The following is a 15364-nucleotide window of genomic DNA, read 5'->3' on the forward strand; positions in this document are numbered from 1 at the left end:
GGAAACATGCAGGCAATTTTACTGGCAGGAGGACTCGGGACAAGACTTCGCAGCGTGGTAAGCGACAGGCCCAAGCCCATGGCCCTGATCGAGGGAAGGCCGTTTATGGAGTACGTGGTGAGGGGGCTTGCCCGCCACGGGATTACGGACATTATCTTTGCCGTGGGATATAAGGGCAGTATGGTGGAAGAGCACTTCAGGGACGGAAGCAACCTTGGGATCCGTGCGTCCTACGCATATGAGGAGGAGCTTCTCGGCACAGCCGGGGCCATAAAGAATGCGGGAAGATTTGTGACAGAGGAGCGCTTCTTTGTCCTCAATGCAGATACCTATTACAGTCTGGACTACAGCCGCCTGGCGAAGCTGCAGGCAGAAAAGAGCCTTGATATGGCTCTGGTGCTTCGGGAGGTGGATGATATTTCCCGGTACGGAGCGGCAACGCTCACAGACGGCATGCTCACCGGCTTCAATGAAAAGCTGGAGGGAGAGAAGCGCCCGGGCACCATCAACGGAGGCGTTTACCTGATGGACCGCAGACTGCTGGAGGAGATACCGGAGGGGAAGGTCTCCCTGGAGCAGGAGATGATCCCCCGCTGGATGAAGGAGGGAAAACGCCTGGGAGGATTTGTCAATGAGGGATATTTTATCGACATCGGAATCCCGGAGGATTATTTCAGGTTCCAGGAGGACGTAAAGAAAGGAGTCGTTTCATGGTAATTCGCGCGAAAGCGCCCCTTCGCGTCAGCTTCGGAGGAGGCGGAACGGATGTAGAGCCCTTCTGCGTAGAGCAGGGGGGAGCCATTATCGGGAGCACCATCAATAAATACGCATACTGCTCCATCATTCCCAGAGAGGATGACCAGATCGTGGTCCACTCCCTGGACTTTGACATGACGGTGAAATATAATACAAAGGAAAATTATGTCTATGACGGAAAGCTGGATCTGGTGACAGCAGCCCTGAAGGCCATGGACATCAAGAAGGGCTGCGAGGTCTATCTGCAGTGCGATGCGCCTCCCGGCTCAGGCCTGGGAACATCCTCCACCGTGATGGTGGCTCTTCTCTCGGCCATGGCCAAGTGGAAGGGAATCGAGCTGGACGGCTACGCCATGGCCGACCTGGCCTACGGCGTGGAGAGACTTGACCTGGGAATCGCCGGAGGCTATCAGGATCAGTATGCATCCACCTTTGGAGGATTTAACTTTATCGAGTTTCACGGCAGGAACAATGTGATTGTAAACCCGCTGCGGATTAAGAAGGATATTATCCATGAGCTTCAGTACAACCTGCTTCTGTGCTATACGGGAAATATCCATGTTTCCGCAAATATTATCAAGGATCAGGTGAGCAACTACAAGAAACAGGATGCCTTTGACGCCATGTGCGAGGTGAAGGCTCTGGCCTACGCCATGAAGGACGAGCTTCTGAGAGGAAATCTCCACAGCTTCGGAAAGCTCCTGGACTATGGCTGGCAGAGCAAAAAGCGCATGAGCAGCAAGATAACCAACCCACAGATCGATGAGCTCTACGATGAGGCCAAGAAGGCCGGGGCTCTGGGAGGAAAGCTCCTGGGAGCAGGCGGCGGCGGCTTCCTTCTCATGTACTGCCCCTACAATGTCAAGCACAAGGTGGCGGCCCGCATGGAGCAGGTGGGCGGACAGCTCATGGACTGGAACTTTGAACTGCGGGGTGTCCAGAGCTGGTGCTGTGACAGTGAGAGGTGGAAGTACGGGGAGGTCAGTGTCCGGATGCCTGACAGGAATTACACCTTTAAGCTGTGATTGGAATGGGAAGCAGGCAGCAGGAAAGCAGGGCAGGGAAACAGGAACCTGCCCTGAAAATGGTACATGCAGGGAGGACGACGGAGTGAAGCCGGATACCGGAAACAGAGAGAAAATAAAGACGAAAACCGTGTTCCTGGATCGGGACGGAACTCTGAATGTGGAGGTCAATTACCTCTACCGGCCAGAGGATCTGAAGCTGATACCGGGGGTGCCGGAGGCCATCAGGCAGCTGAATGAGGCGGGCTTTCGCGTGGTGGTGGTGACCAACCAGGCGGGAGTGGCCAGAGGGTATTATACGGAGGCGGATGTGGACAGGCTTCACAGCTACCTGAATGAAGTTCTGGCCAGGGACCGCGCCCATGTGGACGCGTTTTATTACTGCCCCCATCACCCGGAGCACGGGATCGGAATCTACAAGACAGAATGCAGGTGCAGAAAGCCGAAAACGGGGATGTTTGAGGCTGCGGACAGGGACTGCCCCGTGGACAGAGAGCGGTCTTTTATGGTGGGGGACAAGCTCATTGACACGGCCGCAGGACATAATTTTGGCATCAGGAGCATCCTGGTGGGAACAGGCTACGGCGCCGAGCAGAGAGAGCAGGAGCTTAGTAAGAGACAGAAGGGCTCCTCTTCGGGACAGGAATTTTCCGGCGGCGAAAGCGCGGAGTATGACTGGTATGCAGAAGATCTGAGAGAGGCTGTACGGCTCATCTGCCGTATGGACAGAGAGGCGGTTTAGTATGGAACGAAAGCAGACAGGCCAGAGGATTCTGGCTTTTCTTCTTCTTGTTTTGGGGGCAGTCTGTGTGGCTGTCCCGTTTGTGACACTTTTTACCGGAGACGGGACATATTCCTGGCAGTTTAAAACCCCGGAGACAGCCAAGATGATGGCGGAGATCGCGCTTATCTTCGTGCTGATTGGGGGCGGCCTTCTCCTGATACGCAGGCCGCTGTTTCGGTGGAGCTTCACAGCCCTGGTCTTTGTCCTGTTTAACTGGGCCCATGTGGTATTTCTTCCTATGGCGGTTTCCGCCCTGTATCTGGGCTATCTGTTTTTGACGGGCTATTTTCTGAGAGTCGTTCTGTTTAAACAGAGAGAACTCCGGGACGGTTGGATGGCTGACTTCATCCTGGGCACATCTGCAGTTATTGCCGCCTTCTGTCTGCTGTCCGCCTTCCATGCAGGGGCAGTGAGGCAGCTGAGGTGGTTTTCTCTGCTGTCAGGTGCCGCCCTTCTGCTCTGGCTGGGAGTCCGGGTGGCAGGGGAGAGGAGGCCTGGCACAGAAGCGGGAAAGCCTGGACGGCGATGTCCGGAGGATAGTCAGAACAGGCTGGATGGAAGATGGCGGACGGTTTTTTATCTCCTCATCACCTTTCTTATTGTGATGGTGCTTATCCAGGCAGGCAGAATGAATATTGCCCTGGACTTTGACACTCTCTGGTACGGTGTCCGCTCCGAGTATGTCCTGGACAATGGATCCGGGATCTATGAAAATCCCGGAATGGTGGGGATGGCCTATGTCTATGCCAAGGGGCTTGAAACGCTTACCCTCCCCCTGTGCGATTTGGCCAGCCACAGCTATCTTCTGTATTTTAACCTGTGGCTTGCAGCATTAGGACTTTTTGCCCTGTACCGCCTCTCCTGCCTTTATATGGACAGGCGTTTTGCGCTGTTAGCCTCAGCTCTGGTAAGCTGCGTGCCGGGAATTATGAATATGTCCATCACCGCCAAGCCGGATGTGATCACCTGGCTGATTCAGATCTTCATGGTCTACTATATGTCCTTATACATTAAGGAGGCGGGAGAGACGGGAGAAAGAAGATTTCCCCTGCTGGTCTTAAGCGCAGGAGCATACCTGCTCTCCCTGACCATGAAGTCCACATCCCTGGTATTTTCAACGGCCATTTTCGGCATGAGCGGGCTCTATCTGATATTCAGAAGGCTTCTGAAGCTCAGGGCGCCGATCCGCCAGTGGCTTCTTATGCTGTTTCCGGCTGCAGCCCTGACGGGAATCTGGGCCAGGACCATGCTTATTACAGGAATGCCGGTGACCTCTGTCTTTACCTCTATCTTGGAGAAGCTGGGATTTCAGATGAAATATCCCTTTGCCTCCAGTGCCCTCCCCCAGAACTGGGAGGAGGCAAGCAATGGGGCGGTGCTGGCCAGACGTCTGTTTCACATGCTGCTCATGCCTGCCGGGGACGACATGGGCCATGTGGTGTTTGCATGGGGAAGCCCTCTGATCCTGTTTCTGACGGGAGCCTGTCTTGCGGCCTGCCTTCTTCTGGCAGCGGAGGCGCAAAAAAGAGAAACCGGGAAGCGGGGACAGAGGCTGTTAAGCGCCTACGCCCACACAGCCTTCTGGCCGTTTCTGGCTGTCAATCTGGTGAGCCTTGTGATGCTTTACCAGATTGACGGAAACTATTTTATGCTTCTGTATACAGGGATTATCGTCGGGGCAGTCAGCCTTCTGGCGTCTCTTTCGCGAAAGGGCTTTCGGAGATTTTCAGGAGCAGCCTGCCTTCTCCTGCTTCCGATTATGGCTTTTAATGTGCTTCTGACCGCTGAGTCCAACTGGGCGTGGAGCCTGGGCTTTTCCGAGATCCAGTGGGTGAATAAGGGAAGGGTCAACCATGAAGCCCTCCAGCACGAAAAAATGGTGCAGACAGGAAATGAACAGATCTGGAATATTCTGTCCCAGGACTCTGCCACGAGAGTTATCGCCTTCGGTGACCATCCGGGCTGTCTTCAGTTCCCGTGCATAGTCCAGTCCTACAAGGATATTACCTCCCCCTGGGGAAATGTGGAGCTGGTGAATACGGTAGAGGCTTTTGAGGAGTATATGGCTTATGCCAAGGCCGATTATGCCTATGTGGAGGCAGGCTTTATCGGGGAGGGAAGCTGGGAGTGGAGCTATGGCCTGGTGCGCCAGATGATCAGCCGCGGAACTCTCACGGATTTGAAATTTGAACATGGAAACGTGCTGGCCCGTGTAGAGCTGGACGGCAGGCCTGACAGCCAGTCGGGAGAGAATCTGAGGCTGTTTGATGAAAACTACCTCACTTACGAGATGAAGCAGGCAGGAGAAACCCGCTGATCCGCGCAGGCGGCCGTGAAAACTGGAAGCTATGAAGTACGAAAGGAAGGGAAAAACATGAATGAGTACAGATACCTGGATGAACTGATGGAGAGATACCCGAAGCTCACTCCGGTGAGGGGAGAAATTGAGAAGGCCTATGAGATTCTGAGGGACTGCTATGCAGCCGGAGGGAAGCTGCTGGCCGCAGGAAACGGCGGAAGCTGCGCCGACTGTGAGCACATTGTCGGGGAGCTTATGAAGGGCTTTGTAAAGAGAAGAGAGTTAGATGAGGGACTAAAAGAGGCCCTGAAAAATGCCGACCAGGAGAGGGGAGAAGCCCTGGCCGGAAAACTTCAGCAGGGGCTTCCCGCCATTGCCCTGACAGGGCACAATGGCCTGACCACAGCCTTTTTAAACGATGTGGACCCTGGTATGGCCTTCGCCCAGCAGGTGATCGGCTACGGAAGAGAGGGAGATGTGTTCCTGGGGATCACCACCTCCGGAAATTCTGAAAATGTGGTTCTGGCCGCTGTGGCTGCCCGCGCAAAGGGAATGAAAGTGATCGGACTGGCCGGCCGTGACGGAGGAAAGATGAAGGGAAAGTCCGATGTGTGCATCGTCGCTCCTGAGCAGGAAACCTACAAGATCCAGGAGCTTCACCTGCCCATTTACCACGCCCTGTGCCTGATGTTAGAAGAGCATTTTTTCCCTTCAGCCAGATAGGCTTTTGGGAAGCTGTAATGATGAGCGGATAGATAGACACAGGAAAGGATAAGGAGTATGAATCAGAAACTGGGAAAAAGGCTGTTTTATCTGGGGCTCCCTGCCCTGGGAGTGGTGTTCTGCCTCTATTACCTAAAAATTGCAACTACAGATCTGGCTTACACGGATTATATGAGGCTTATTGTCTCTTACCTGCCGGATGTGGGAAATCCTGCAAAGTTTTTCGTGCCGGATGTACTGACAAGGGTGCCGATCACCTACCTTGGCAGAATCATCAATGTGGCGCTGTTTCACTACAGCCCCGCCTTTGATATGGTGCTCGGCGTTTTAAGCCATGGCCTCTCTGCCCTGGCCATTGCAGCCTACTGCCGGGGAAAACGCGGCTATGCCCCATGGTTTCTCGTCATCATGCTTCTCCTGTTCAGCCTGAACAAGTGGGAGATGCTGGGAAACGGAAGCGGCTGGGTATGCTTTCTGTCTATCGCCGGTTTTTACTGGAATTTTGTGATCTTAGACCGGGTGGCAGGCGGGGAGGAGAGAAAGTATGACAGGATATTCTTAAAGGTGCTTCCGCCCCTTCTCACTCTGCTTGTGGCAGGGCCTTACTGCGGCAGCTACTCTCTGATCCTGACTCTGGCCTATGGAGCCCTTCTCCTGAAGGAATTCAGAACAGAGCGGACAGTGAACCGGGAGTGGGCGCTGGATCTGACTTTTGTGCTGGGCGCCCTGGGACTCTATCTTTTGAGCAGCCATTTTGCTGTATATGAATACAGAGGGGCGACGGATGCCTCCCTGGTGTCTGCGCTCCTGGCAGATCCGAAGTTTTTTGTGAAATTCTTTCTGGAGGCCTTTGCCTCTCCGGTACTGGGAATTGAGGTTATTTCCGGAGTGATTAAAACGGGAAAGGGTGTCTGCCTTCTGGGGGCGGTGGTAATCGCCTTCTATCTCTTCGTCCTCTATCTGAATGTCAGATTCCGCGTCTTTGAGAGAACGCTTTTTCCGCTTCTGCTGATTCTGACAGGCGGAGTCAACCACTGCCTGGTATTCTATTCCAGGTGGATCTTTCTGCAGGAAAATTATGGGATGGCGTCCCGGTATGCGATCCAGTATGAGATGGGTATTTTTGGAATCCTCCTTACCTTTGCGGCAGTGTTCTCGATAATAAAGGAAAGGAGAGCAGATGCGGGAAGGAAAAGTCTGGCTGAAAGGATTCTTCCGGCTGCAGCCGCTGTCTTTGCTGTTCTTTTGCTGGCGGGGAATTTCTACACCACTAGGCAGGAGCTCTTAAAGGCACCCCTTAGAAAGGAATCCCTGAGGATAGCAGAGGAAACTGCCCTCAACTACAAAAATGAGACGGATGAGGCTCTGGGTGAGGCGCTCCACACGGACGGGAAGAGAGCCCGGAAAGCCCTTGAGATCCTCGACGAAAACAATCTCAACATTTTCTACAATAAGGAGGAGAGATGATGAAGCGGTGTCCGAAATACGCATATATCGCAGTATTCGCGGTGTTTTATCTGTTTCTCTTGATGCAGTTCGGGAAGGTGTTCATCTACTACGATGACTACGGCTATCTGTCTCTGAGCTACGGAACCAATATCCCTGTGGCTGGAGCTGACTATGGCTTTTCGGATCTTCTGGCTTTTATAAAGGGACATTATGTAAACTCCAATGGAAGGCTTCTCTATATGTTCCTCTATTGCTTCGTACACATGATAGGAGGAATCAGAGGAGTCCAGGTATTTATGGCCACGGCTGTGCTGGCTGTGCTGGTGATGATCTTTCTGACTGTCCAGAAAATGCTGGAGGGCAGTCTGAGCGCAGGAGAGGTTTGCGGGGAGGAACAGCAGGGGAAATCCGCCGGGCTTACTCCTTTTGGAAAGATACTGCTGGCGGCTTTTCTCTGTCTGCTCTATGGAACTCTGGGGATCATGCTTCAGAGAATGGGCACTTACTGGTATGCAGCCAGCTTTATCTACGTTGTGCCGGCCGTCTCATTTCTGGGCTTTGCCCTCTGCTTCTACAGGACTGCTCTCTATGGGCCTGGGGAAAAGCCCGGGCTTATCCGGGCAGGAGCCTGTGTGCTTCTGGGCTTTCTGGCTGCCTGGTCCCAGGAACAGTGGTTTGTCACCACGGTTTCCTTTGCTGTTATCTGCCTTGTGTACAAGTTTCTGAGAAACAGAAGACTTAGGATTTACGACGGCCTTACCTTTGCAGCCTGCGCGGCGGGAGGGCTCATAATCATTCTCTCCCCGGCCGTAAGCGCCAGAATGAACAGTGAGGGCAATGCGGCTTTTGCCTCTCTGAGCTTTTTCGGAAAGCTGGGCAGGAACATTCCTCTGCTGATGAACCTGTTCTTTTCCGGAGACAATCTGCGCTATCTGCTCTTTTTCTTCCCTGTCATGATCCTTCTGGGCCTTGTGATGGCCCGTCAGGCAGGGGGCCGGGGAAGAGCAGGCGCGGCCTTTCACTTGGCGTTTTCAGGGATTTCGGCGGCGGTGTTTGCAGGCTATCTGATGAAACAGAAGCTGTCCGTGTTCCCGCCGGGAAATTATTCAGGGGCGGCGGCGAATCTTTTGCTGATATATATTGCTTTTTGTTTTGTGGAAGTGATATTATTCTATAGGAAAGAAAACCAGCCGTTTGGAGCCTTTGTATTTTCAGCAGCTGTGCTGTCTGTAGGCTCGGCAGCCATTGTGCCGGAGGTTCCCCTGAGAATCTTTTACCCGTTCCTGTACCTGTCATGGCTCCTGTTTGCCTACCTGTACGGGAAGGCCCTTCTGAGGGAGGCCGGAAGGCTGCCGGTTGTTTCACTGGCTGCCCTCCTCTATCTGTCGGCTGTCAGTATTCCGAACCTCAGAAATATCTACCAGGGCTACCGGTCCAACTACGAGGTTCTCATGTACGATGACGCAGTGTTTAAGGAGAGCGCGAGGGCGATCAAGAACGGCGCAGACATTGATTCGATAGAAGTCTACGAGCTTCCCGACCTGCTCTGCAAAAATGAGGTTGTTTATGATGAGAATTTTTCCTTCATGATCGTATGGATGAGGGAATATTACGATCTCCCGGAAGATGTGGAGTTCGATTACCGGCCGTTTCCGGGAATGGAGGCGTTTCGCAGCCAGACGAGGCCCTGAAGCGGTGACGGAAAATGAGGAGGTAAGAAATGAAGGTTGTAATACTTGCAGGAGGCTTCGGGACCCGCATCAGCGAGGAGAGCCATTTAAAGCCAAAGCCCATGGTGGAGATCGGGGAACGGCCAATCCTGTGGCACATTATGAAGCACTACTCCCAGTACGGTTTTCATGAGTTTGTCATCTGCCTGGGCTACAAGCAGTATGTGGTAAAGGAATTTTTCGCAGACTATTTCCTTCACACCTCAGATGTGACCTTTGACCTGGCCAATAACCAGATGGAGGTTCACAATAATTATTCTGAGCCGTGGAAGGTGACTCTGGTGGACACAGGGCTTCACACCATGACAGGAGGCCGCATCAAGAGGATCAGAGACTATGTGGGGGATGAGACCTTCATGCTGACCTACGGGGACGGAGTTTCCGATGTGGATCTGGACGAGCTTCTGAAGTTCCACAGGGAGCACGGGAAAATTGCCACGATCACAGGCGTCAATGTAGGGCAGCGCTTCGGAGTCCTGGAGGTGGACGAGAGCGGAGCCATCACAGCCTTCCGGGAAAAAAATGACGACGACGGTAAGATTGTAAACGGCGGCTTCATGGTGATGGAACCGAAGGTGTTCGACTATATTGAGGGCGATTCCACCGTGTTCGAGAAGGCCCCTCTGGAAAACCTGGCGCGGGATCACCAGCTGATGGTCTACCGCCATAACGGCTTCTGGCACTGCATGGACACCCAGAGGGATAAAAAACACCTGGAGGAGCTGTGGCAGAGCGGCAATGCCCCGTGGAAAACCTGGGAAAACTGATAGAATAAAAAGGAAATCAGAGTGAAGAAAGAGAGCGGAAAAGACAGATGAAGAAAAAGGAAGTCTTAGATTTTTACAGGGGAAAGAAGATTCTCATCACGGGACATACAGGCTTTAAGGGCTCATGGCTCAGCGAGATCCTTCTCCTGGCCGGAGCCAGGGTGACGGGCTACAGCCTGAATCCCCCTACGGAACCGTCCCTCTTTGAGCTTCTCGGACTGTCAGAGCGGATGAACAGCGTAACAGGAGATGTGAGGGATCTGAGACATATGAAGCAGGTGTTTGAGGAGACACAGCCGGAGATCGTGCTCCACCTGGCAGCACAGCCCATTGTCCGGGATTCCTATAAGGATCCGGTTTACACTTATGAGACGAATGTGATGGGAACGGTCAACCTCCTGGAGTGCGCAAGGCTCACCCCGTCTGTCCGCTCCCTGGTGAATGTGACGACGGACAAGGTTTACGAGAACAGGGAGTGGGAGTACGGCTATCGGGAGACAGACCGCCTGGACGGCTATGATCCCTATTCCAACAGCAAATCCTGTTCTGAGCTTGTGACACACAGCTATGTGAAATCCTTTTTTGCCGGCAGTTCCACCGCTGTTTCCACCTGCCGGGCAGGCAACGTCATCGGCGGCGGCGACTTCGCAAACGACAGGATTATTCCGGACTGTGTAAGGGCGGCAGAAAAAGGCGAGAATATTGTGGTGAGAAATCCCCATTCCACCAGGCCGTATCAGCATGTGCTGGATCCCCTCTTTCTCTACCTGACCGTGGCTATGGCCCAGTATGAGGATCCGTCCTTTGCAGGATACTATAATGTAGGGCCCGACGACGCAGACTGTCTCACAACAGGAGAGCTTGTGGATCTCTTCTGCAGCCTCTGGGGTGAGAATCTCAGATGGATGAACCGCAGCGACGGAGGCCCCCACGAGGCAAACTTCCTGAAGCTGGACTGTTCGAGAGTGAAAAAGACCTTTGGCTGGAAGCCGGGCATGCATGTGGAGGAAGCCGTGAAAAAGACGGTGGAATGGTCGAAGCTCTGGCTTTCAGGCGGCGATGTGAGAGCAGTCACAGACCGGCAGATAGAGGAGTTTTCTGAGACATAGAGAGAAAGCACAAAAGCACAGACTGTCCCATGGCAGGACACTTCGGCAAAAGGCCCGCAGGCCTTCGCCGCAGCATGGCAGCAGGAATAAGGCTGCAGTGAAATAAAGGAGCAGAAAGGATAGAATATGAACGAGAGAGAAGCCCGCAGGCAGATCCTTGATCTGGTTGCCGATTATTGCAGGGAATATCATAATAAAAAGGCGCCCTTTAAGGCAGGGGACAGGATCCCCTACGCGTCCCGGGTATATGATGAGCAGGAGATGGTCAATCTGGTGGACAGTGCGCTGGAATTCTGGCTGACCTCGGGACGGTACACGGATGAGTTTGAGGAGGAGCTGGCAAAATATCTGGGGGTAAGGTACTGCTCCCTGGTAAACTCCGGCTCCTCGGCGAACCTGGTGGCCTTTATGACCCTGACCTCCCCGCTTCTCGGAGAGCGCAGGGTGAAGAGAGGGGATGAGGTGATCACGGTGGCCGCAGGCTTCCCCACAACCGTGACCCCGGTGATCCAGTACGGGGCGGTTCCCGTGTTTGTGGACGTCACAATCCCCCAGTACAATATTGACGTGACCAGGCTGGAGGAGGCTCTGTCAGAAAAGACCAAGGCGGTGATGATCGCCCATACTCTGGGAAATCCCTTTGACCTGGGGGCAGTGAAGCAGTTCTGCGACAGACACGGGCTGTGGCTGGTGGAGGACAACTGCGATGCTCTGGGAAGCCGCTACGAGATAGACGGAACCATGAAGTTTACAGGAACGGTGGGAGACATCGGAACATCCAGCTTCTATCCGCCTCACCACATGACCATGGGAGAGGGGGGCGCGGTCTACACGGACAACCCTCTTTTAAATAAGATTGCCCGCTCCTTCCGCGACTGGGGACGGGACTGTGTCTGCCCGTCCGGCCATGACAATCTCTGCGGCCACCGCTTTGACCGCCAGTACGGGGAGCTGCCCTTGGGATATGACCACAAGTATGTGTACTCCCATTTTGGCTATAATTTAAAGGCCACGGATCTGCAGGCCGCTGTGGGCTGCGCCCAGCTCAAAAAATTCCCGTCCTTCGTGGAGAGGAGAAAGCACAACTTCGCCCGCTTAAGAGAGGGACTTAAGGGAACAGAGGAGAAGCTGATTCTGCCGGAGGCCTGCCCCCACTCTGATCCGAGCTGGTTCGGATTTCTCATCACCTGCCGGGAGGGCGTCGACAGAAACAGAGTGGTCCAGTATGTGGAGGAGAGAGGAGTCCAGACGAGAATGCTCTTTGCTGGAAACCTGATCAAGCACCCCTGCTTTGATGAGATGAGAGCAGACGGCCAGGGATACCGGGTAGCCGGAACCCTTGAGAATACAGACCGTATCATGGCGGATACCTTCTGGGTAGGCGTTTATCCGGGAATGACTGACGAGATGATCGATTACATGGCGTCTGTGATCCGGGAGGCTATCGATACGCTTTAGGCCATAGCCTGCAGAAAGCAGGGGGAGACAGAGGACAGGCAGAAGCTGCCGAACGAAAAAAGCCGGAGGGAGCTATTTCATGGAAGAGAGGGAACACAGTGACCTGACGAGGGTTCACGAGGCAAATTTAAAGCTGTTAAAGGAGATTGACCGGATCTGCCGAAAGTACCGGATCCAGTATATGCTGGATTCGGGAACGCTTCTGGGAGCTGTCCGCCATAAGGGCTTTATTCCCTGGGACGACGATGCGGATGTGGTGTTCACCCGCCCCAACTACGAAAAATTCCTGAAAGTGGCAGAGCGTGAGCTTCCGAAAGGGATGACGCTTCTGAGGCCCCAGGATATACGGGGAGGACGGGTGTTCTACGACTTCACCACAAGGATTCTGTACGACAACAGCCGCGTCCACGAGGACAATGGGCAGATGCGCTTCTACGAGGGGAAGCTGAACCATCTCTGGGTGGACCTCTTTGTTCTGGACCGTCTGCCGGAGGGAAAATTCGGGGCATTTTTTGCCAAATTTCTTCAGAAGGTGGTCTACGGCATGGCCATCGGACACAGGGATCAGATTGACTTTTCCAAGTACAGCCTGGCGGACAAGGTGAGAGTGGGAGTTCTCTCCACAGTGGGAAAACTGATTCCCATGCCGTTTCTCATAAAGCTTCAGACGGTGCTTGCGGCCAAGGACTGGAAGAAAAAGACGGACAAACGGTATTACAGCAACTACCAGCCGGACTATCTCTATGTGACGCTGGATGCGGACTGGTGCGAGGAAACCGTGGATTTGGAATTTGAGGACACAGTCCTCATGGCGCCCAAGGGGTACGATCACGTGCTGACCTGGATTTACGGTGATTACATGAAGCTGCCGCCCAGGGAAAAGCAGGTTCCGGCCCATTCCAGCATCGAGATCGAGATTCTGGATTAGGGGGCGGCAGGACGTGCCGGGATGTACGGAAAGCCTGTTTTGCAGAAGAGGACGTGGATGGGCCTCAGAAGCATGCAGGAAGCTTGTCTGACAGGAGTAAACGCAAATGAAGAAAATTTCGATTATTGTTTCTGTATATAATGAGGAATCTGCCCTGAGGCAGTTTTACAGTGAGTCAAAGCCTGTGTTTGACGGCCTTCCCTGGGATTACGAGATGCTGTTTGTCAATGACGGCAGCACGGACGGCTCCCTTTCCATACTGAAGGAGCTGGCCGGCCGCGATGAGAAGGTAAAGCTCGTAAATTTTTCCAGAAACTTTGGCCATGAGGCTGCCATGATCGCCGGGATTGACCACTTTGACGGAGATGCACTGGTGTGCATGGATGCGGATCTGCAGCATCCGCCGGAGTGCGTGAGACAGATCATTGAAAAATTTGAGGAGGGATATGAGGTCATCAACATGGTGCGGACGAAGAACAAGTCTGCGGGCCTCATTAAAAATATAACCTCCGGCGGTTTCTACAAGGTGATCAATACCATCTCTGATGTAAAGCTGGAAGCCAACGCTTCCGACTTCTTTGCCATGACGGCCAATGCGGCCCAGGTGCTGAAGCAAAGCTACAGGGAGAAGGTGCGCTTCCTGAGAGGGTATGTGCAGAACATCGGCTTTAACCGCACCAATATCGAGTACGAAGCCAGGGCCAGAGTGGCGGGAGAGAGCAAGTACAGCCTGAAAAAGCTGTTCAAATTTTCCATTAATACGATACTTTGCTTCTCGGACCTTCCATTAAAGCTGGGAATCTATTCAGGCATTATCGTGGGACTTTTAGGTGTGTTTGTGATGATCTACACTATCTACGGAAGAGTAGTCCACGGAGCGCCAAGCGGATACGCGACGATTGTGGTGCTGCTCTGCTTTATGTTCGCCATGCTGTTTATGCTGGTGGGGATCATCGGAGAGTATATCGCAATCCTCTTTACAGAGTTAAAGGACAGGCCGATCTATATAGTCAAGGAGACACAGAACATAGACGGAAGGAAGAATCCGGACGGAAAAAACTGCGTGGAGGAGCGCTGAGAGCGCGGCTGTCAGACGAAATAAGAGAAGGAAAAGGCAGAGTGAGAAAAATGGTGCCCCAGGCGGCCCGGTGAAAGGATTCCGGCGAAGCCTGGGGCCTTTGGTATGTGAAGGATTTTTTAAGAAACTGCTGAAAATATGAAGATTTTTTGAATTTTTCAAAAATCCCTGTAAAAACAAGGAGGGATATTATATAATACCAATTACGAAGTAAGGAGGTATACGCAATGAAAAAAATCCTGGTTTTATTGGCCTGCGCTGCTGCGCTGTCTGGATGCGCTCCCAAGAGCAACATTGTCCAGCCTGACAGTACAGAAGGGACAGTAGCAGGAGAGCCGGACTTTGATGTGAAGGATGATGTAGAGATTGACTGGCAGCAGGCAAGCACAGACGCAGAGGATATGTTTGAGGACACCGACGAATACCCTTACAGCGTGGACTTCCATTTCCTGCTTGAGCCGGAGAAAAAAGAGATTATGCTTGTCTGGGTTGTGAAGGATGACTTCCCATCCTCAGAGCTTGCTGAATATGCAGATACACTGATAAAGGGATTTAACGATATGATTGCCACACAGGACTTTTCCATCGAAAGGTCCAGCGACACGTCCTACGGCGGGCTCTGGAAGAGGTACGGACTTTCCTTCGGCATTGCCCCTGAGAGCACCCAGGATGATGAGTCCACCTGGCTGATCAGCGCAAGCTACCCGGCAGGAACAGAATTTGTACTTCCAAGCGCCGGCGAGATTCAGAAGGCTATGGACAGAGCAGAAAGCGGGGAGAGCGCGGAGGAGACAGCTTCCGCTGAGAGTACGGACGCTGCAGGTGAAACTCAGGGAGCCTCAGAAGCGGCAGCCCAGTAGAGGCCTCAGTCTGTGGGAAGGCTCTGAGACGTTTTGCTGAGAGAAGTGAAGTGGCAGAAAACGGCAGGAAAAGCATATATAGTACAGGAAAAACGAAGCGGGCAGCGCCTATTGGGCGCAGGCCCGTTTTTTATATAACGGGAAACTTCGTTCCCCGTTATATAAAAACGCTCCGCGGGGATCGCACTGCGGCGAAAAGGAAGAATGCCGCTTTCGCGCCCCGCCGCAGGCGGAGAATCCTGCTTTGCAGGATTCTTTCTTGTTTAACGGGAAACTTCGTTCCCCGTTATATAAAAACGCTCCGCGGGGATCGCACTGCGGCGAAAAGGAAGAATGCCGCTTTCGCGCCCCGCCGCAGATGGAAAACGCCTGCACGGAACTTGTCCCTTTGGAGGCAG

At 53.3% G+C, this 15364-nt stretch carries 13 protein-coding genes; all 13 read left to right on the plus strand.

The features are described 5' to 3' along the window. The first annotated feature begins 6 nt into the window (after positions 1–6). Positions 7–717 (plus strand): nucleotidyltransferase family protein, encoded by a 711-nt coding sequence (locus DW757_RS10155; RefSeq protein ID WP_118751631.1) that lies wholly within the window; start codon positions 7–9, stop codon positions 715–717. Continuing rightward, complete coding sequence (locus DW757_RS10160) at positions 711–1781, plus strand: GHMP kinase (RefSeq protein WP_008396571.1); 1071 nt, start codon at positions 711–713, stop codon at positions 1779–1781. The genes DW757_RS10155 and DW757_RS10160 overlap by 7 nt, the downstream gene beginning before the upstream one ends. A gap of 85 nt (positions 1782–1866) precedes the next feature. Next, positions 1867–2523 (plus strand): HAD family hydrolase, encoded by a 657-nt coding sequence (locus tag DW757_RS10165; protein ID WP_008396572.1) that lies wholly within the window; start codon positions 1867–1869, stop codon positions 2521–2523. 1 nt (position 2524) lies between these two features. Beyond that, positions 2525–4882 (plus strand): glycosyltransferase family 39 protein, encoded by a 2358-nt coding sequence (locus tag DW757_RS10170; RefSeq protein ID WP_118751632.1) that lies wholly within the window; start codon positions 2525–2527, stop codon positions 4880–4882. A 57-nt stretch (positions 4883–4939) separates the two neighbouring features. Then, complete coding sequence (locus DW757_RS10175) at positions 4940–5587, plus strand: SIS domain-containing protein (RefSeq protein WP_015574681.1); 648 nt, start codon at positions 4940–4942, stop codon at positions 5585–5587. A gap of 57 nt (positions 5588–5644) precedes the next feature. Then, positions 5645–7054 carry a hypothetical protein gene (locus DW757_RS10180; protein WP_118751633.1) on the plus strand — a complete coding sequence of 470 codons (1410 nt, stop codon included), beginning with the start codon at positions 5645–5647 and terminating at the stop codon, positions 7052–7054. Further along, positions 7051–8727 carry a DUF6056 family protein gene (locus DW757_RS10185; RefSeq protein ID WP_118751634.1) on the plus strand — a complete coding sequence of 559 codons (1677 nt, stop codon included), beginning with the start codon at positions 7051–7053 and terminating at the stop codon, positions 8725–8727. The genes DW757_RS10180 and DW757_RS10185 overlap by 4 nt, the downstream gene beginning before the upstream one ends. A 29-nt stretch (positions 8728–8756) precedes the next feature. Continuing rightward, positions 8757–9533 (plus strand): glucose-1-phosphate cytidylyltransferase, encoded by a 777-nt coding sequence (gene rfbF / locus DW757_RS10190; protein WP_008396577.1) that lies wholly within the window; start codon positions 8757–8759, stop codon positions 9531–9533. Between the two features lie 47 nt (positions 9534–9580). Next, positions 9581–10642, plus strand: a complete 1062-nt coding sequence (gene rfbG / locus DW757_RS10195; RefSeq protein ID WP_087384589.1) for a CDP-glucose 4,6-dehydratase — start codon at positions 9581–9583, stop codon at positions 10640–10642. Between the two features lie 126 nt (positions 10643–10768). Next, positions 10769–12100, plus strand: a complete 1332-nt coding sequence (rfbH, locus tag DW757_RS10200; RefSeq protein WP_021965512.1) for a lipopolysaccharide biosynthesis protein RfbH — start codon at positions 10769–10771, stop codon at positions 12098–12100. Positions 12101–12179: 79 nt separating this feature from the next. Then, positions 12180–13028 carry a LicD family protein gene (locus DW757_RS10205; protein ID WP_021965513.1) on the plus strand — a complete coding sequence of 283 codons (849 nt, stop codon included), beginning with the start codon at positions 12180–12182 and terminating at the stop codon, positions 13026–13028. 106 nt (positions 13029–13134) lie between these two features. Then, positions 13135–14106, plus strand: a complete 972-nt coding sequence (locus tag DW757_RS10210) for a glycosyltransferase family 2 protein (protein WP_015574687.1) — start codon at positions 13135–13137, stop codon at positions 14104–14106. Between the two features lie 227 nt (positions 14107–14333). Next, the gene (locus tag DW757_RS10215; protein WP_015574688.1) at positions 14334–14966 is read left to right on the plus strand and encodes a hypothetical protein; all 633 of its coding nucleotides are present in this window, start codon (positions 14334–14336) and stop codon (positions 14964–14966) included. Positions 14967–15364: the final 398 nt, after the last annotated feature.

The organism is Clostridium sp. AM29-11AC (assembly GCF_003480545.1).
In the GTDB taxonomy this organism is placed as follows: Bacteria; Bacillota; Clostridia; order Lachnospirales; family Lachnospiraceae; genus Otoolea; species Otoolea saccharolyticum_A.